Source organism: Micromonospora sp. B11E3 (assembly GCF_039871625.1).
Classification (GTDB): Bacteria; Actinomycetota; Actinomycetes; order Mycobacteriales; family Micromonosporaceae; genus Micromonospora.
On the sequence record NZ_JBDPMC010000100.1, the window covers coordinates 1 to 19,967 of the forward strand.

At 70.8% G+C, this 19,967-nt stretch carries 4 protein-coding genes and 1 pseudogene; 2 read left to right on the top strand and 3 right to left on the bottom strand.

Annotated features, from left to right (window positions below; genetic code table 11):
• Nucleotides 1-92, bottom strand: a pseudogene (locus ABGB16_RS30015) (IS5/IS1182 family transposase); the annotation flags it as partial.
• A 355-nt stretch (nt 93-447) separates the two neighbouring features.
• Between ABGB16_RS30015 and ABGB16_RS30020 the strand changes: the two are divergent.
• Both ABGB16_RS30020 and ABGB16_RS30025 read left to right on the top strand, forming a co-directional pair.
• Nucleotides 448-993, top strand: a complete 546-nt coding sequence (locus tag ABGB16_RS30020) for a hypothetical protein (RefSeq protein WP_347671448.1) — start codon at nt 448-450, stop codon at nt 991-993.
• Entirely contained in the window at nt 993-2,171 is a 1,179-nt protein-coding gene (locus ABGB16_RS30025; protein ID WP_347671451.1) for a TraM recognition domain-containing protein, read from the top strand. The genes ABGB16_RS30020 and ABGB16_RS30025 overlap by 1 nt, the downstream gene beginning before the upstream one ends.
• Nucleotides 2,172-2,453: 282 nt before the next feature.
• On the opposite strand, the gene ABGB16_RS30030 is transcribed toward ABGB16_RS30025, so the two are convergent.
• Both ABGB16_RS30030 and ABGB16_RS30035 read right to left on the bottom strand, forming a co-directional pair.
• Nucleotides 2,454-11,777 carry a neuraminidase-like domain-containing protein gene (locus tag ABGB16_RS30030; RefSeq protein WP_347671449.1) on the bottom strand — a complete coding sequence of 3,108 codons (9,324 nt, stop codon included), beginning with the start codon at nt 11,775-11,777 and terminating at the stop codon, nt 2,454-2,456.
• Between the two features lie 33 nt (nt 11,778-11,810).
• Nucleotides 11,811-19,367 carry a SpvB/TcaC N-terminal domain-containing protein gene (locus ABGB16_RS30035; protein WP_347671450.1) on the bottom strand — a complete coding sequence of 2,519 codons (7,557 nt, stop codon included), beginning with the start codon at nt 19,365-19,367 and terminating at the stop codon, nt 11,811-11,813.
• Between the last annotated feature and the right edge of the window lie 600 nt (nt 19,368-19,967).

Sequence of the window (19,967 nt, forward strand, 5' to 3'; positions counted from 1 at the left end):
GGATGCGACGGATCAACCCGCGGCCGCTCGGGCAACAGCGCGGCGAACTGGTCCCACAACGGGGTCATCAGCCATGATGGAACAACGGGCACGGACACTCCTGACGATCACGAGGCGTAAGCACCTTTATGATCATGGATGTCCGTGCCCGCCTCGTATCCGGGGCAGCGCGTCTGACCTATTTGCGCGGGCTCTAAACGCAACGGTGTTGGCTACCACCGCGCGAGCTGAGCCGCGTCAACGAAGTCATCAAACTGTCCGGGCCGGAGCGCGAACTGGTGGCGTCCTGGGCCGCTCCGGAAGCCTGGTTCGCCGGCTCCGTGCATCCCGGCCGGGGCAGTACCTGATCAAGACGGGTGAGCGCAACGGACTGCCGGTGTCGCTGAGCCTGGTCGGTGAGGAGTGGGAGCTCTACGACACCGACGCAGCGATCCGGCAGGTGCAGCTATGAACACCCGACCGGTCGAACCGCGGGGCACCGCAGGCGGGCCGCTCACCCCGTTCCTGCTGCTCGGGCTGGTGTGGGCGGCAATCGCCCTGATGTGGTTGTCCTGGCTCGCCGGGCGAATCGCCTCCGCCGTGACCGGGCATCCCGCCGGTGGTCCTGGCTTCGGGTCCGCGTACCTGGAACATCTGCTGCATGCCGACTGGGCCGCGCTGTGGCCCGGGGCCTCCCCCACCGCGGTGGGTGTCGTCTACGCGGTGCTGCTGCTGGTGCTGGTCGGCCTGGGCGCTCTGGCGGCGTTGTGGTGGCAGGCGAGCAAGCCCGACGCGGATGATCCACTGCCGTCGCTGGCCGGCCCCACTGAGGTAGGGGCCATGACGTTGCCGGCGGTTGCCGACAAGGCCCGCCGGCTGCGAACCAGCCTGGCTGACGTGTCGGTGAAGGAGATCACGGGCGAAGCGGCCGGGGTCGTGCTCGGTGCGCACCGGCGGCGGCGCGCTCGGGCCCACGCCTCTACTCGTCCTGGGAGGACGTCGTCCTCGCGGTGATGGCACCCCGCGCCGGTAAGACGACCGCGCTGGCCGTGCAGTCAATCCTCAATGCGCCAGGGGCGGCGCTCGCCACCAGCAACAAGCCCGACCTGTGGGCCACCACGGCGGCTGCTCGGGCTGAGCAGGGCACCGTGTGGGTGTTCGCCCCGCAGTCCATCGCCCACGTACCGCAGAACTGGTGGTGGAACCCGCTGGCAGCCGTCGAGGACGTCGAGGACGCCCACCGGCTGGCCAACCACTTCGTCCAGCAGGTCCGCAATTCCCAGGGCAGCGACGACTTTTGGATCCAGGGATCGCTGGACCTGCTCACCTCGCTGATCCTCGCCGCCGCGCTGGAGGGCCGCATGCTGACCTCGGTCCAGGCGTGGCTGTCGGATTCCACGTCCCGCGAGCGGGCGGCAATCCTCAAGAGCCACGGCTTCGGGGCCTCCGCCCGAGCCATGTCCGGCCGCCAGGCCGGCGCCCCGGAGACCTGTGAAGGGCTCTACGAGACCGCGCGCACCGCCGCAGCTTGCCTGGCCAACCCGACCATCATGTCCTGGGTCACCCCACCGGACCGGCCACTGCCGGCGCTGGACGTCGAGGCGTTCGTTGAAGCCGCCGATACGCTCTACCTGCTGTCCGAGGACGGCGCTGGCGCAGCCGCACCACTCGTCGCCGGCCTGACCGACCAGGTGCTGCGCGCAGCGGTCACCGTCGCCGAAGCACATGGCGGCCGGCTCGACCCGCCGCTGGTCGCCTGCCTCGACGAGGCCGCGAACATCTGCAAGATCGCGGACCTACCTGAGCTGTACAGCCACTTCGGCAGCCGAGGCATCATCCCACTGACCATCCTGCAGTCCTACCGTCAGGGAACTCGGGTCTGGGGTGAGCAGGGCATGGACGCGCTCTGGTCGGCGGCTACGGTCAAGCTGGTCGGCGCGGGCATCGACGACGCGCGGTTCGCCGAGGACCTGTCCCGGCTCGTCGGCGAGCACGATGTCACCGTCGCCTCCCGTACGCGCGATGGCCAGGGCCGTACGTCGTACCACACTTCCGTGCGTCGGCAGCGGATCCTCGACCCCGCGCAGATCCGTGCCCTACCGAAGGGCTCGGCGCTGCTGTTCGCCACCGGCATCCGGGTGGCCATGCTCAACCTGCTGGCCTGGTACGACGAGCCGAGCGCGGACGGCTGACCGCGGCTGTCGCCGCCTCCACCGCCGAGATGACCCGCCAGGCCCAACGCACCCGCGCCGCACGTCGCGTTCGCATGGCGCAACGCTCCTGGCGAGGTCGGGCCGGCTGAAGCTACCGTGGATATCGGAGGTGGCCCATGGGTGCACCTCGACTCACTCCCCCGACACCCTTGATACGCGGCAGCGGGCCCGACCTTCGGCGGCTGATCGCGGCCGTCGAGGCTGCAGTGACGTACTACCGCAGCGGATCGGCGGCCATGCGCAGGACGGCAGAACCGGCCGTCACGGGATGGTGTAGCTGACCAGCACCGACAGGTCGATCAGGTTGGTGGCGTCGCAGCTGAGCGTTAGCGACGAGCCGAACGAGGCGGTGCCGGCGGAGCCCACGCAGAGCGACTTCATGGTGGCGTCGTGGTTGAGGGTGGTCGCCGTGCCGGAGACGGTGATCGGATAGCTCGCCGGTGCGCCCGTCACCTGCGCCGCCCAGGTCAGGGACTTGAGCACCGGTTTCTGCGCGGGCCCCTTGGCCCGGGCCAGGTAGGGCAGGTGCTGCTCGTCGATGGTCAGGGTTGTCGAGCCGTTCTCGGTCAGCTGCCACCACTCGTTGGGGAAGCTGTCGCGCACGCTGAAGGCCACGTGCAGGCCCTTGCGTCCGGCGGTCAGGACGGTCTCGTTCAGGATCGCGCCGAGCGCCTTCTCGGTCATGGTGCGGAACGTCGCGCCGCCCTCGCGCGCGGTGTAGCGGATGTGCAGGATCAGGTCGCTGATCGTGTCGTGGTCGAACTGCGGGTAGGCGGTCGGCAGCTTGATCTGCCAGGTGCTGATCGCGCCGGCACCTTCGAACGGCAGGTAGCGCTCGTCGTGGAAGTTCAGCTCGAAGAGCCCGGAGTCGGACACCGCGGTGCTGGTGGCGATGGAGGAGATGCTGCCCACGTTGTAGGCGAAGCGGGAGTCGTTGCCGGTGTCCTCGGCATACTTGTCCTTGTCGCTGACGGCGCCCGGCCTGGCGGCGGTGGACTTGCGGTACCGGTTCGCGACCAGTGACAGGGTCATGCCGACCGTCGTGTAGGGGCCCGCGTTGCACACGACGGAGGTGGCGACGGTCTTGATCCGGCGCAGGTAGTGGTTGGGGTGGTCGAGGTCGAAGGCAACCTCCGGCACGGTGATCGTCACCTTGCCGGTCGATTTCAACTGCAGCAGCGCGCCGGGGTCGAGCTGCGCCAGCGACACGTGCTTGGTGAGCTCGTACTCCCGGACGTTGTGGTCCAGGTAGGCCGCTTCCATCCGCTTGATGTCGTGCAGCAGCGCGTCGGCCGACATCAGGCCCTTCAGCTGGCTGCTCCAGTAGCCGAACGAGATGAAGGTATCGTCCCGCGCCAGTTCGTAGCCGTAGCAGCGCTCCGCCTTCTTGGCCGTGTCGTACGCCAGCTTGTACGCCTGGTGGTAAACCGAGCGAACCTGGTCGATTATCCAGGTGTACAGCTCCTGCCGGGTGTACTTGGTCATCATGAACTTCTGCAGCTGCTGGGAGTTCTTGGTCTGCAGGTCGTGCACGGCCAGGTCCCGGGCGAGGGTGTCCAGGTGCAGCTCGCCGTTGGCGATCTGCTGCTGCACCTGGGCCAGGTCGCGCTCGGCGAGGGTCAACTGGAACTGCCACTCCTCGCTGCGCCGCTGGTAACCGCCCTGGGTGGCGGCCATGCCGGCTGCCTTGTCCGCGGTCCGGGTCAGCGACGAGAGCACCGACACGGCGGTCTCGGCCGAGCCGCCGATACTCTCGCCACCCATCGACGCGTTCACCGTCGGCGACCCGCCGAAACCGGCCGCGCCGGCCATGAACGTGGGGATCAGCTTCAGGCCGCCGGCGAGCGCGTACCCCAGCGCCACGGCCGCCTCCCCCACCAACGACGCGGCGTTCAGGCTGACCGCGGTGCTCTCCCACGTGTTCATGTAGTCGAGTGAGGAGTAGAAGCTGATTCGCTCCTGGATGACCTCCTGCTGACGCCTGAGCGCCTCGACGGCGCCCTTCGCCTCTTCGATGCTGGCGAGCTTGACCCCGCGCACCGCGTTCAGGACGGCGATCTCCTGCTGGTCGCGCAGCCGAGCCAGGGCTTCGCCGTCCTTCTTCTCCAGCGCGGACAGCAACTCCGCGCCGAGCGTCGCGACGTGCTGGGTGAGCTCGGTGGCCTTGGCGGCCATCGTGGTAAACCGGTAGTGCGACGGCGGCGACCCCAGGCCGGCGAGGAAGGAGGAGATGTCCAGTCCGGCCGCGACCGCCCTGACCAGCGCGCCCGGGTCGATGGGCGGGGAGAACAGGGCCAGCGAGGCCGCGATCCCGTCGATGTTCTGGCAGTGCCGGATCTTGAACAACCGGTCGGCGACCTGGTCCCAGGTCTCCAGCAACTTCTCGTTCGGCGGGATGCAGAAGTACAGGGAGGTCAACGTCGCGGGCGGTGGAGGCAGCTCCGCGCCCTGGTGCGGTAGCACGTTCAGGTCGGGGACCAGGGACTCCAGATCGAGCAGCGCGTTGCCGAAAATGTCGATCTCGCCCCGGAGCTGCTGGTAGGTCATGTCCGGCACCGGCACGGCGGGCGGCACGATTCGCGGCTTCGGGCCGAGCAGCCGGTCGGCCAGGATGTAGAGCTGGGTCGCCTGGTTGACCGACTCGCGGGTGAACTGCCGGAACAGGCTGTCACCCCAGTCGACGAGGTTCTTCACGTAGTTGAGCACGATCGTCATCTGGTAGGCGACCGGGCGCGAGCGCGCGACGACATCGGGTTTGAACGGGTTCTTCCGCCACTGCGACACCGCGAACGCGAGCTCCCCGATCGTCGCCGCGGACGGGTCGGCCCCGATCGCGCCCAGCACGATGTCCAGCCGCTCGGCGAGATACTCCGCAGGCGTCTTCTCGAAGAACGGCTTGGTCGCCCAGTACCGGCGGGGCGCCGGCTCCTCGCCGGCGCCCACCGGGTTGAAGATGAAGTGGAACCAGTCCCGCGCCTTGTCGAACTGCTGGTCGGCGTTGAGCCGCATGGCGGTATGGAACGGGAGGTGGAAGAATAGTTCCCAGTTGTAGGAGGCGTACGCGCCGGCGAGCCCGAAGTCGACGTTCTCCCGTGGGTACGGCTCGATCACCAGCGGGCCGGGTTGGTAGGTCGCCGCGAAGTCGAAGCCGGTGTCGGTCAGCTGCAGCTCGCGCGCGAGCAGTGCGGGGATTCCGCCGCCGTTCAGGCGCTGCCGGAAACGGCAGACCAGCGGATGGTGGAAGTTGCGCACCTGCAGTCCGTAGCGCAGCCGCGAGTAGGAGCGCAGCTCCGCCACAATGGCGAGGAAGTCCGGATCCTGCTTGGCCTGCTGGACGAGGTCGGCCAGCGGGACCGACGGATCCTGCTGGTGCTTGTGCAGGTACCTGGTGACCAGCGCGATGACGTCCTCGACCAGCCGCAGCACGTCCGAGACGGTCCTCTTGCATTCCTCGATCTCCCGCTCCGCGTCGGCGTGCGCGAGGTCGTCCGCCAGGCCGGGGGCCGACCTGATGTCCGGGCCGCCGTCGCGGTCCGGGCGCCGCCGACCGCGCGGGTAGAAGCCCGGGACCAGGACGTAGTCGCGCGCGTAGTCGCCGAAGAAGTAGGGCAGCAGCGTGCCCAGCGGCAGGGGCATCCCCCGGGCGGCGGTGAACTCGCCCGCACCGCGGCTGGCCTGCTGGGTCGACCAGAGCTGCAGGAACAGCACGATCCAGTCCAGGATCGTCATCTGCAGCGGGTAGGTGACCTCGAACAGGCCAGACGGCGTCCGGTCGAAGATGCGCTGCGGGGTCTGACCGGCCAGCTGCTGGATGGCCAGCGGGCTGCCCTGCTCGGCCCGTTGCTCCATGAACCGGCCCGAATCCAGGTCGGTGTGCGCGAAGCGGGGGAACAGCCAGGTGGGCATGCTGCCGCCCGAGTGCGCCTCGGGCAGCCCCTTGCAGCCGGTCAATGCGAACGAGCCGAGGAAGGACCCGCCCTGGAAGCAGGAGACGGCCTGGTTCGCGCCGACGCTCCAGACCAGCATGGTGAACTCGACCTCCCCCGGCAACGAGTCGTGGCCGTACCAATCGGTGTAGAGGGCGGTGTCGCTGACCCGCTTCTCCCGCCACCTACCGCCGGTGAACTCGCTCATCGCCAGCTGGATCTTCCACCGCTGGTCAGGCTTCTTCGTGCTCTGCCCGCCGGACAGGTTGGCCGGGTCCGGCACGTCCGGTGGGTCCTCGTCATCCCTGGGCTCCTTGGTGAACTCGGGCCAGGCGAGGGTGAGTCTGGAGTTCCGGGAGAACGCGAGCAGCTGCTCGCCGGTGATGTCCAGCGGCACCTTCCGCCACGGCGTCCAGGCCCGCTCCTGAACGAACTCCCGGTGGAAGTAGACCGCCGGGCTGCCGCCGCGGGTGCGGGCGAAGACGTGCTCGACGTACGCCGTCGCGTCGTAGTAGGCCGCCATCACCTCAAGGTGGGCGACGTCGTCCAGCGCCTCCAGGTAAGCGTCGGTGGCCAGCTCGATGGCAGTATCGGTCAGCGTGTCCTGCTGCAGGGTGTTCTCCAGGTCCAGGAAGAGTTCCGACTTGTCGTCGCGCAGCTCCGGCAGGATCCAGTTCTCCGGCCAAAGGAAGATCTTGCGGTTGGCCTCCCACACCCGGAAGTTGGCCATCCAATCCCACTGCGCCCAACCGTCGTCCTCCGCGACGCTGGCCACGGCGGCCGGCTCGAGGCCCATGAGACAGCGCATCACGAACAGCTGCACGGTCGCGTGCGCCTGCACGATACGGGACGTGCTCATCCCAGCGGTCATCTGGGCGTCGATGAGGAAGTGGTCGTAGAGATCGTCGACCCCGCCGAGGTCACTGTTGTCGGCGAGCAGATAGGCGACGAGCGCGTCGCGCTTGAGCTCGCGCAGCGGATCCTGGATCTGCCTGAGCACGCCCAACCACTCGGCGTCGGCGTAGCGGGATTTCAGCGCCAGCCGCATGGCCTGCGCGTCGGCCAACGTGAGCACCGGCTGGCTGACCTGAACGGCGGTCGGCACGTCCAGCCCGAGCGTGCGCAGCAACGCGACGGTGGCGAGCAGGTCGTTGACCGTTCCCGGATCGCGGTATCGACTGACGTCGGGCGTGGACAGACCGAGCTGGCCGTCCAGCGCGACCAGCAGGTCGGCGTCGGTGCCGGTGAGCACGGCCAGGTAGGTCAGCAGGTCGGCGGCGGGCGACCCCGCGAGCACGGTGTCGAAGAAGCCGTTCACGGTGTACCGCGTCCGGGCGTCTGCGGGGTTCACCACGTCCGGGTAGCGGGCGAGCAGGTCGAGCCACCCGTGCATCCGTTCCCACGCGGGGAAACTGGTGGCGGGCTGGCCGGAGGCGTATGGGAGCCGGTCGAGCTCCAGCCAACCCAGGGTCGCCGCGTTGGCGAGGAGCCATTCCAGGTGCAGCGTCGGCTGTTCCAACTTTCCGATCGCCACCGAGATGACGTGCAGCAGCCGGATCGCGCGCTGCTGCAGATCAGCCGTGCCCGGCGCGGTGTCGTCGTCCAGCAGCAGGTTCCACAGCGACGGGTCGCCGGACGATGCTGGTCCTTTGAGCCGGGCCGCCAGCAGTACGCGGGCCAGATCCTCCTCCACCGCCAGGGCGGTCACCATCGCCGCCACCAGGACCGCCTCACGGTCGATCCGGTACAGGTACCCACCGACCGCGGCGGCGACCTCGGCGATCACCGCGTTCTCCTCGGCCTCGCGCGGACGGGAGGCCGCTGCGCGGATGGCGAGCGCGGCCTTGATCGCGGACGGGTCGAGGTAGCCGCCGAGGGCGGCGTCGATGAAGGCGTCCTCGGTCTGCGTCGGGCTGGTCCAGTCGTCGGTGAGCACCGTCTGCAGCTGCGCGAGGGTGGTCGCGGTGATGCCGGGTAGCTTGGCGAGCAGCGGGCGGACGGCCGCGGTGTTCTCCGCCGGCGTGCCGGACGGCGACAGAGTCAGGATGTCGGCGGCCCTGGCTGTGGCGTAGGCGTCGTGCAGGTCAGCCAGCAGCGTGGTGATCGTACTGTCGGGCAGGTCCCGACTGGCCGGGTCGGACGCCTCGTGCCGCAGCAGCCAACGCCAGGTGGCGATGGGCAGCGGAGAGGCCAACATCGTGGTCACGGCGCGCGCGAACGCGGCCAGTTCGTCCGCCGAGGCACGCGGATCCGACCCGGTGATCGCCAGCAGGTCGGTCAGCTCACGGACCGACAGTCCGAGCGCGAGGGCGATCCGTGACAGACCGTGTACGGCGCTTACGCTCGCCGCGGTCAGCGGCGGATCGGTGCCGACCGCGTCGATGAGCAGCCCGGTGTCGGCGGCGCTGGTGCCCAACGCCAAGCCGAGCGACTCCACGACCGCGCCGAGCGTGACGCCGGTGCCGGGGTTCGCGGCTTCGGCGGCCTCGTTGGCGTGCACCGCCTCGGGCCGGAACCGGGCGTCGACCGAGCCGACCCGAATCGGGTCGAGGAACGTCCTGGCGTAGGCGCCGGTGGGATCGTCCACGTCCAGCGTCTCGAGGATGTCCAACGTCGAGTCGATCGGCAGCCGCAGCAGCGTGGCCGCCTCGACGAGCCGGCTGATCGCGATCAGGCAGGCGTCGTCGAGGGTGCCGTCGCCGCCGGTCCCGCTGCGGATCACGCGGTCCAGGGTGGTGTTGCTCCAGCCGGTGGCGGTGCGCGCGCGGATAAAGCGGTGGATCCGGTCCAGAGCGGTGTCGTCGAGGTTGACGATGCGCTTGCTGGCTAGGTCGGCGCTGGAGTCCAGATGTTGGACGAACAGATCCTGGCCGCCGTCGACCCAGTCCAGGTTGAGCAGTTCCAGCAGGTCGGCGTAGGTGATCCCGGCGCGGGTGATGAAGGTGTCGACCACCTCGAGCGTCGCGGCGGCCGGGGATGCCGGGGTGTTCCAGATGGTCGGCTGGTTGCCGGGGTCAGCCGTGACCACCAAAGCCCGCTGCGCGTCGCTCAGCCCGAGACGTTCGGCCGCGACGGCGGCCTCGGAGGGCGCTCCCCCGGTGCGCAGCCGCCTCATCAGCTCGGCCCGGTCGACGTCGAACTGGGTGAAGTAGCGCCGGGTCTCCTGGTGTGCCAGGTCGAACGGCAGGGTGAAGCACCAGGAGCTGGCCGCGAGGGCCTGGTAGGCGGTCTCGTTCAGGTACTGCGGGGCCGCCGCACGCTCCGCGTCGGTGCCGAAGGTCTGCCGCAGCACCCGGACGCGCCACTGACCGCCCTCTGGCGAGATACCGGCGACGGCGGTGGTGTCCCGGACGACGAAGGCACCGTCCAGGTCGGGTCCGTGCACGATCGCCGCGGCGGTGAACGCCAGCCCGGCGCCCTGCAGCGCGGCCAGCAGCGCCGCCGGGATCGGACCGGCGGCCACCGGTCCGGAACAGGTCAACCCTGGATCGGGCGCGACGGCCTGTTCCAACAACTCGCACACCAGGTCCAGGTACGGGATCGAGGTGTTGGTGTTGGCGCAGTTGAGGTCCGTGACCGCGAGGTCGGGGCGGCGCTGAAGCAGCACGTCGCGGGCCCCCTGCCAGGTGACCGCGGGCGACGTCGTGGTGTCCATGACCTCACGGTCGCCGAGGAACTGCAACACGTCGACCAGGTACGCCGCGGCGCCGTGCACCGATCGGCAGTCCTCGCACTCGCAGAGGTCCACAGTCGAGAACAGGCTCTTCATGTTCGGGAAGTCCCTGGTCACCGGCTCCAGGTCCGCCGCTGCGGCGGCCAGGGCCGGCAGTGTGGTGGCGGCTGCAGCGCTCTGGAGCTGACCGGCGAGCAGCAGGCTGCCGGTGTGCACGTCCACCGCGGTGTGGTAGGCCCGCAGCGCGTCGGGGGCGGCGGCGCCGTCGCGTACGAAGTTTCGGACGAACCGCTGACGCCCCTGCCGCACCACCCCGGCGGCGGAGGTGATGCCGCGGGTCAACAGCGCCCTGGTGTGGTCGTAGTTCGGGGCCAGCCGGTAGACGCGCTGAGCGGCGTGCAGCGCGCTGCGGGCGCCGGGGTCCAGGGGCGCGTCGGGCCCAGCCAGCAGGCCGCGCAGGTCGCCGCGGGCGAGGTCGAAGTCCGGGTTGGCCGCGAGCACGGCGGCCACCGCGGCAGCGTGCGGCAGCGGCGGTTGGTCGTCGCGGGCCAGCCGCGCGGCGAACGCGGTGGTCGGGAAGCGCTGGGCCATCCGTGTCTGCATCGCCTCACCGATCCGATCGGCGCCCTCCGGGTCGGCACCGGCAGCAGAGCGGGCCCGGTCGCCCGTGTCCGGCCCGCCGGCCGCGGTGGCCCACTCCGCCGCGGTCACCTCGGCCAGCCGGTGCTCGTCGCCGTTGCCGCTGATGCCGAAGCGATCCCGCACGGCACGAAGGAGCGCGGGGTCGTGCCCGAGCAACTCGGTCAGGGTCAGGGTGCCCAGCTCGTCGCCGGCCTGCGGATCCGGCGGAACCAACTCCAGCCCCTGCAACCTGCGCAACACGCCGGGCAGGTCGCCGAACGGGTCGGCGTCGAGCACCGCCTGCAGTTGCTCATGCAGGTCGGACTGGACCAGGTGGGCGAGCTGCGCCCGCAGCACCCGCTGCCGCTCGTGGCGCGCCCACTCGCGGGCCTCCCTTCGCCGCCGGTGCAGCCGCGCGAGGATCTCGGGCAACTCGTCGTCGAGCCGCTGCGGCACGCGGAAGGTTGCTACCGCGGCGTGCACGGCCGTCTCGATGTCCTGATCCGGGAGCAGGGCGATGTCGTGGAACAGCGGTCCGGTGGGCACGCCGACCGTGATGTGCAGCCGTGGGGTCAGCGACAGCCAACGTTGCGCCGCGGCGAGCGTCTCCTCGACGAACAGCGCATAGAAGAAGTACGGCGGGATCTCCGTCTCCCGGGCGAGTCGGTTGGCGACGATCACCCAACCGACCCGGTCGCGGTCGAACCCGGTCTCGCCGGCCAGGAACACCACGTCCTGCTGCTGGTCCAGGTCCGTCCAGTCGTACTGGCCGAACAGCGGCTCCAAGGTGGACACCAGGCGCTCGTACTCGCTGCGGTCGGGCACCGCCCGCACCGCGAGCCGGACGGTGACCGACACCAGGTCCGCAGCGTTGAACACGGTCGACTCGACCGGCGGCTCGTGCACCACCCGCCCGTCGAGCAGCACGCGCGGGTAGATGTCCGGACGGTCCAGCTCAAGCTGCTGGGACCGCTGCGGCGGGTAGCGCACGAGGTAGGAGCCGTCCTCACCGGTGCTGGCCTCGCCAAGCTGCTGGCTGCTGCGCAGGTCGCGGTCCATGACCTGGACCGTCGCCCGGGCGATGGGCAGCTCGTCGGGGCCGAGCACGAGACCGACCACGTATCCGTACCGCGGGGTGGGGTGCTCCCGCAACGCCCGCCGGGTCACGCTGTCCGCGGCACCGGTGGCGGCGAGGCCCAGGCGGTGCTGCAATGCGATCAGCTCGTACCGGGTGCTGCCACCGAAGAACCCGTGCACCAGATCACCGGGCTCGATGGTCGCGTCGAGGTCGAGCATGCGGGCGTGCAGGGCGCGGACGTCGTCGCCGGACTGCCCGACGGCGAGGGTGCGATAGGGATCGTTCACGTGGGCTCCCAGGCGCGTTGAGTCTGTGTCGGATCAGAAACCGAGCTTGTCGATCAGGAACCAGGCCAGCTTGTTCTCGTTCTTGTAGGCCGGCTTCTGCGGATCGTCGGGGATCACCGCGGAGATCAGTTTGTCCTGCGCGTCCATCACCTTCGACAACCCGTTGGACGGGGAGAGATCGACGCCGAACGCGGCCTTCGAGGCCTTCTCGATGCCCTTGTCAGCCAGTCCGCCCACCGTGTAGCCGGCGGAGAAGGCCTCGCCGACCGGCCCGCAGTACATGGCCACGCCGGCTACCAGGTCTCCGCTGGCCACCAGCCGGTCGGTGTTGTTGTGGGCGGTCACCACCTCCACGGCGGCCACCCCGACAGCCAGCGGCTTGGCCACCGCGCCGACGACCTTGGCGACCGGCGCCACCACCTTCACCACCGGAGCGGCGACCTTGGCGAGGCCGCCTGCCGTCTTGGCCAGCGCGCCGGCCTCCTTCACCACCGGCGTGACGGTCTTCGCCGCGGGCGCCACCGCCTTGGCGGTCCTGGCCAGCGCGTTCGCATCCTGCGCGACCGGAGCGGCCTTGCTCAGCACGGTGGCGTCCTTGGTGATCTCGGCGACCGCGTTGGCCTCCTTGGCCACCCCGGTGACCATGCGGGTGTCCTTGGTCAGCTCGGTGACCTTGGCCGCGTCCTTGGTCACCTCGCTGACGGCCGTCGCGTCCCTGGTGACCGTGGTCGTGCCGGTCACCGCGGGCTTCGCCTTGTCCAGCGTCCGGGTCACCGCGGCGGTGTCCTTGGCCGCCTCCACGGTCTTCGCCGCCTCGTTGGTCGCCGTGGTGGCGGCGCTCGCCGGCTGCTTGAACAGCTCAATCTGCTGTGGGCCGCCGTGCGGCGTCGTCGCCACCGGTGGCGCCTTCGGTGCCGCCGGCTGGTCGAACGGCAGCTTCAGCTGGTACTCGGTCTGCACCCCGGGCAACTTCAGCTGCTGGCCGGGCGGACCCGGCGGCTTCGCGGGAGGCTTCCACGTCGTGGCGGCCGGGCCCGCCTGCGGCGCGACCGCGCCGCCTACCGTGACCGGCTTCGGACCGATCCCTGTCACGTGCGCCTCGGGCAGCTTCGGTTGCCACCGCTCCTTTTTGGCGCCGGGCACCCACTCGGTCGTCTTCCGCCCCGACCGGCTGAACTCGCCTCGGCCCTTGGCTTCCGCGCTCTCAACCGCCTCGCGTATCGACTGTTCGTTGTTGGCCCGCCAGTCCTGGACGCCGACGTGGGACACCTGTCCGGCCTTCTGCTTCCACAGCGGCATGTCCGCCGGGTGCCCGAGGTCGAACCCCACCCGGCCGTCCGGTCTGGGCGGCGGTCCGCCGAACAGTTCGACGAGCTTCCGCGCGTGCTCGTAGTGCTTGTCGGTGAACTTGCCGGACTCGGTCGCCTTGACCGGGAACCTCAGGGACTTCGACTCCACGAGCCACATCTGCAGCGGCTTCCAGGGCGGCTCGTCGGCCAGGCCGGTGGGGTCGACCCGGGAGACCGGGTTGTTGCCGGCGTAGGAGTAGCGGTTCACCCCGTCGATCAGGCCGGCGGGGTCCGGACTCAGCCAGCGGCCCAGCCAGGGGCAGTAGTGGCGCGCGCCGAGCCGGTAGTAGCCGGTCTCCGCGTCCTTCTCCTTGCCGAGGTAGCGGTAGCGCCGGGTGCTCACGACCGCCGCACCTCGGGTCAGCCAGAGCGCCGTGGTGCCGAACGGGTGGTACTCCTCGTACGCGATCACCGCCCCGGTGTCGTCGCACTCCACGGCGCTGGAGCCGAGCAGGTCGGCCAGCTGGTAACGCACTCGGGGCGCCGGATCGAAGGCGGGGTCGTCCGCGTCCTGCACGAGGGTCTCGACCAACGCGAGGGTGCGCTTGCCGTCCAACACGCGGATGGTACGGCGCTCCAACACCAGCACGCCCGTCCGGTACCGGCGGAAGATCTCCAGGTCGCCGAGGTAGATGCGCTCCTCGCGGAGGCCGCCGTTGCGCTGCCAGATCTTGCGCACCCGGTTGCCGCCGCCGTCGTGGTGGTACGTGACCGTGCCGCCTCCCCCCAGGTCGGTGCCGGCCATCCGACCGCGGTGATCCCAGCTAAGCGAGTCGAGGTGCGGCGTCCTGGTGGTGTTGCCGGCCGCGTCGTGCTCGAAGGTCGCCGAGTACGGGCCGGCGTCCGGATCGCCGGGGCGCTGGTGGGCGGCGAGGCGGTTGGTGCCGGGTGTGTACGCGTAGCCCCGGGTCCAGCTCAGCGTCGGGCTCGCGTGCGCCATCCGCAGGATGTTGCCAACGCTGTCGTAGGTGTAGCTCTCCGTGTAGGTTCGCAGCGCGGTGGCGTCGTTGGGGTGCGGCAGCGGCGGCAGGGCCGGTTCGGACTGGTTCGGCTGCGGCCCGAGACTGGCATGCTCGCGACCGGTGGCGGTGCGCAACCGGTAGACCGGGTCGTAGCTGAACAGTGCGCCCGGGGCCACCACGGCGCCGGCGAAGAACACCGTCTGCGCGGCACCATCATGGACCTGTACGACGTTGCCGACCGGGTCGTAGGTGTAGCCGAGGTCCTGGATCGTGGTGGCACCGGCGCGGGCGGTAATCGCGACGGGTCGTCCGGACCGCTCGTCGTACTCGTGCCGCACGACGACGCCGTTGCCGTGGTGGACGGCGGTCCGCCGGCGGCGCGCGTCGTGCTCGGTGGCGGTGACCAGCGGAATGTCGGCGGCGGTGCCGGCGAAGCGGCCGATGACCGTGGTCAGCGCGTCACCGCGGTAGCCGAGCCGGAGCTGGGTGCCGTCGGCGAGGTGCTGGACCAGCGCCCGGCCGAGCGCGTCGAACTCGCCGGCGGTGGTGAAGGTCTCCGCATCGAGCTGGGCTGCGGCCGCCGCGTCCAGCGCGGGCAGCGGCTGGCCCACCAGGGTCGACCAGTCCGGATCGGCCGGCGTGGCCAGCAGTTGCCGTGACCCCGCCACCACGTTCCCGGCCAGGTCGCAGCGATCAACCCGGGACAATCCGGCGTCGTCGTAGCGGCGATGTACCTGGCCGATCAGCATGCGGGCCGCGGCCTGTGGATGCGCCTCGCCGTAGACGATGTACTCGGCGAGCCGCTGCGTGCCGCTGATCGGGTGACGGACCAGCAGCTCGGTCGGCCGGCCGAGCAGGTCGTAGCGGCTGGTGATGACGTGGCCGACCGCGGTGACCTGCCGCACCGCCCGGCCGGCGGCGTCGGGGAGCACGAGCTGGGTGCCGGCGTCGGCGCTCTGGGTGCGCAGGATGCGACCTGCGGCGTCCCGCAGCTGGGCGCCGACCCGGACTCCGCGGGCGTCGTGCACCTCGGACATCTCGCCGGCCAGGTCGAGGACGAAGCGGGTCTCGTACCCGCCGTCGGCGCCGTTGTCCTCCCGCGCGCGCACGATCCGCCCGAGCCCGTCACAGAGCTGGACCAACGGGGTGTCCGCGTGGGCGGCGGTGAGCGTTGCCGCGCGCTGCTCGGCGACGCCCGATGCCCCACCCTGCCGGGCGAGATACCAGTCGCTGTTCAGCACCGTGTCGTTGCGGTCGGCGTTGACCTGCTGCCAGGGACCGATCGCGACCGTCTCCACCGTGCCGTCCGGGTGGTCGACCCGGACCAACCTGCCCTGGGCGTCGTAGGTCCGCCGTTGCAGCACGGTGTGCTTGACCAGTGCGTCGGCCGTGTCGAAGTCCGCGGTGGTGGCGAAGTACGGCTCGTACTGCTCGACCGGGTGGCCCTTGTTGTCGAAGACCGTACGGCCGGTGCCGATCCACCGCGGGTTCGGCGTGGTGTCGACCACGACCACTCCCCCGGCGCCGTCGTCGGTCCACGCCTCGCCCGGCTCGCACGACGTCTTGGTCATCGCGATCCGGCCGAACCCGTCGACGAACATCCGCTGCTCGTTCCAGAGCGCCGCCGGGTCGCCGTGCCGCTCTCGGGTCGCCGCGTGCGACCAGCACGGCCCGGTGCCGCTGCGCCAGGCGTCGTCGCCGTAGTCGAAGGTCGCGCCGGGCAGCGGGTCCGGGTCGCCGGTGCCGTCAGGGGCCCGGCGCCAGCTGCGCACGACCCGGCCGAGCGGGTCGACCTCCACCCGCTGCCACACCCCGTTGGCGTCGGTGACCCTGGCCGGGGCGAGGGTGAGGTAGTCGTTGTCGATCTGGCGGGTGAGCAGCGACAGTGGCGCGGTGGTGGATGCGGCCGTGCCGACGACCAGCAGGTGGTGGCTGTCCCAGGTGACGGTCGCGGTGTTGCCGAATGGTGTGGTGTGGGTGGCCGGCAAATAGCAGTCGGCGGCGGAGTATCCGCGCACGCCGTCGCTCGTCCACCACCGTCCGTCGATCTGCTCGTACCCGCCTTCGGCGCTGAAGAGGGCCGGGTTGACGAGGTCACCGAAGGTGGTGGCGATCAGCTCGGGCGTGAGGGCGAACCGCAGCACGCGGCGGACCAGCGCCCGCCGGCCCAGCTGGGGGGCCGGCAGGGCCGCGGTGAGCGAGTCGTTCCAGTACTCGTAGCGGGTCGCCGAACGCAGACGCATCTCGGCCAGGCCGGGCGTGGCCGGCGCGGCGAAGTCCCGCTCGGCGAGCGTGGGCAGCAGCGTGGCCAGGGTGGCTGGGTCGTAGCGGCCGGTCGGGGGCACCGGCAGGTCGGTGATCTCGTACTCGCGGACGGCCGTGGGCTGGGAGACCAGGAACGCGGTGCTGTCGTCGGTGCTGGACAGGTCGGTGACCGTCCAGGTCATCAGGACCCGGTTCTGCTCGTCGATCTCGGGCACCCGGCGGCGGTAGGCGACGCTGACCGTGGAGCTCGGCGTGCCGTGGGCGTCGGTGTCGAGCGTGAGGTCGTGGGTGATCCTGGGATCGTCGGTGGTGCGCTCGTAGTGTGCGGTGATCGACTCCAGCGGTTCGACCCGGAACGCGGCCGGGCGGGTTCCGTCGCACGGCTGGAGCTGGCGGACCCGCAGCCTCGTCTGGGTCACCACGACCGGCGCGGCGGGGCCGCCGTCGTCGACCCACGTCTCGGTACGCACCGCCCGGCCGGCGAGGGCCCGGGCGGACTGCTGGAACTCGTTCCCACCGGTGACGCCGACCCGGTCCGGGCCGGCGAGGAGCGGCGCCTCGAGGTCCCCGGTGAACACGCCGTCCTGCCGCTGCCCGGGCAGACCGGTGGCGAACCACTCGCAGGTGCGCACGGCGGGCAGGTCGAAGGCGCCGCCGCCAAGGCTCTCCGCGTCGAGGGTCTCCGCGTAGCTGAAGCCCCGGGACTCCCGCTCTACCGGATCGAACCAGGCGTCCCGGTAGGTGTAGCGGGTGGCGTGTCTGGTCCCGGAAACCTCGTCGACGGCCTCCACCAGGCTGACCACGGTCCCTGCGGAGCTGGTCGTGGCGCGCCATGGGCGGCCGCGCCGAGCGGCGGCGAGCTGCTGGCGGGCAGCGGTGTCGTACTCGATCGTCGTCCGGGCACCCAGGTTGTTCACGATGGAGCGCAACCGGTGCGGTGGGCCCTGCACGGCCAGGTCCAGGTATCGGGCGACGGGCGCGTTGGGCCGGGACGAGGTCCAGACCAGGCAGGGCGTGCCCGCTCCGAGGAGGTCGAGGAACTGCACCTCGCCGAGCGCGTCGATTCGCGGCACCCGGGCGAGCACCTCGGGCCCGGCCCAGCCGGTGCCATGCTGGTTGCGCCACGCGGTGATGTTCTGATCGCCCAGGTGGACCAGGTCAGCCGTGCCCGTGCCGTCCAGGTCGGCGAAGCGGATCCGGCTACCGTCGAGCGGGCCTTCGAAGGTGAGCGTGCCGGTCATGGTGACCCGGGCGCCGTAGCGCCCCCAGCCGAGGTTCGGCCAGTAGTCCACCCGGCCGCCGCGTACCCGGACCAGGTCCGGCTGGCCGTCGCCGGACATGTCCACGTTGAACCACTCGTGTGCGACGTCGTCGGCGGCGGGCCGGGGACCGGATTGCTCGTCGGCGGCGGTGAAGATGGTCCTGGTGGCGCCGTAGCCGACCCTGCCGAGCGACTCGGTCCACCGCACCGCGTCCGCCCCGCACCGTACGACGTCGGCCAGCCCGTCCCCGTTGAGATCGACCCGCTGGGACCGGGGATCGGCGAGATCGGCGACCGCCCGGGTCAGGTAGGGCCGGTACCGGTCCCAGCTGCCGTCCGGCTGACGGACCGAGGTGCCGGAGAGCCCGCCGGTCTCCGCAGCGACCCCGGCCCGGCCCGTGCCGTCGACGTCGCGCAGTCCGGCGGTACCGGCCGCGCCCGTCGGCGGCAGCTGCGGCACCCGCTGCGGTGGGCCGTAGCGACCGCCACCGGCCGGCGGTTGATACCACCAGCCCCCGGGCGTGGTGGCGAGCACCCCGGGCAGCCCGTCCCCGTTGAGGTCGATGAACCGCAGGTGCGCGCCGTCGGCGCGCAGCGCCAGCGGGACGGCGGTGATCTCGTCGGCGGTCACCGGGTCGACGTAGCCGAACTCGACCGGGGGCAGTGCGGTGCTGTCGTAGGCAGCCCCGGACCACCGGTAGCCCACCTGCCGCAAGGCGGTCAGTTGTGACAGCCCGCCGTCATGGGTCAACTCGATGGTGCGGACCAGTCGCGGCGTCGGCCCGGGACCGAGGTCGGCACCGAAGTCGTGGAAGACCATCAGCCGGCGCAGCAGGCGGTAGGTCCGGATCTCGAAACCGGCGGTGTAGACGCTGTACGCGTCGTCCCGGGCGGGCCAGGCGTGGGCCTCGGTGGGCTCGAGGTCGTGCTCGCCGTAGTCGAGCACCACCAGCAGGCGGGCGCTGCTCGCGTCGTCCGGGACCGCGTTGGCGTAGCGGATGCGCTTGAGGTGGCGGTTGGCTTGGAGCGGGGCGCCGGCTGCGAGGCGGTGCTGCTCACCGGGCTGCGGCGTGACTCCTGCGGTGTCTTCCCGCTTGTATTCATAGGTCGCGACGTTGCCGAGGCTGTCCCGGACCTCGTCGAGCAGCCACTCCGCGACCCGCTGGCCCGACGGGTCCGCGGGATCGGTGATCCGGCTGTCCGGCGTCCGCCCGAAGCTGCGCGTGACGTTGCCGGCATCGGTCGTCCGCCAGAAGGGCGCGCCACCTGCGGTCGGGGTGCAGCGCTCGATCCGGGTGCGGGTGTCGTCGGTGCGTGGCCGGTACCGCCGCACCCGGTACGGCGTGCCCTCGATGTTCTCTGGCCGCTCGACGACCTGCCCGCCGCCGCTGCCGTCGGGTTCCAGGCTCGGTACGAGATCGTCGTGCCCGGGCAGCGAGAAGGCGTCGTCGTCGGTGTAGGTGGCGAGCCGCTTCGGACTGTGGCGGGTGATCGACTGCACGGAGAGGCGCCAGCCGTATCCGCACACCGACCGGACGCCGCCGGTGTGGTCGAGGCTGAGCGGGGCGGTGCTGGCACCCCGCCCGGTGCTGGTGGCGACCGGCACGGAGACACTCAGCGTCCCGGTCTGGGTGCTGACGTTCCAGTGCTCCCCCATGCCGTGCACCACGAGCCCGCCGCGCGGTAGCTCGGGTGCGGGGAGGAACGCGGCGTCGCCCTGGGATCCCGCGGGAACGGCGGACGGGGTTCTCATGGCGCGTCATGCCGGGGGTACGGCGTCCTGGCCAGGTGGGCCGTCGAGTCGTCCGGGCTGCTGGGCTGTCCGATCGATTTCATGTCGGTGTCCTCGTGGGGTCTCGGTCCCGCATGACGGCCAGCCGCTGCCCGGTCAGCCATGGCGCCACCTCGGCCGGCAAGCCAGGCGGGCACGGGAACTCGCCGTCGACGCCCCGCCCGCTACGCGGTTCGCCGCGACCTCTACCGGACTCGTCCAGGCGATCTAACCTGAAACCCGTTGGGGGTTGCACGCGCTCGACGATCCAGTGGCACGACCCGGCCATGCTGTAGCTCCCACTGCCGTACGGCGCGTGGAGAAGACTCGATACAGCCGACTTGAATCGTCCTTCAAGGGTAGCTGGAGCGGACCGATGTGTCGGCTACTTGACCGGAATTCGGCGACCGTGCCGCCGAGGTGACGGGAGCGGCGAACTGCAGGTGCGGCTAGTACCAACGCCGCTCGGTTAAGGCGTTGTGGCGGCTGTCGAGGGGTGTGTCGCTCAGGCAAACAGAAGCGGAGTTCCGGTATTGAGGTGAGTCACTCCAAGAAACCCTCGAGACCAGGAACTCCGCTTTG

Bases quoted from the DNA above. Each gene is read 5' to 3' on its own strand.
- ABGB16_RS30020 (WP_347671448.1), top strand. From the start codon at position 448: ATGAACACCCGACCGGTCGAACCGCGGGGCACCGCAGGCGGGCCGCTC.
- ABGB16_RS30025 (WP_347671451.1), top strand. From the start codon at position 993: ATGGCACCCCGCGCCGGTAAGACGACCGCGCTGGCCGTGCAGTCAATC.
- ABGB16_RS30035 (WP_347671450.1), bottom strand. From the start codon at position 19,367: ATGAGAACCCCGTCCGCCGTTCCCGCGGGATCCCAGGGCGACGCCGCG.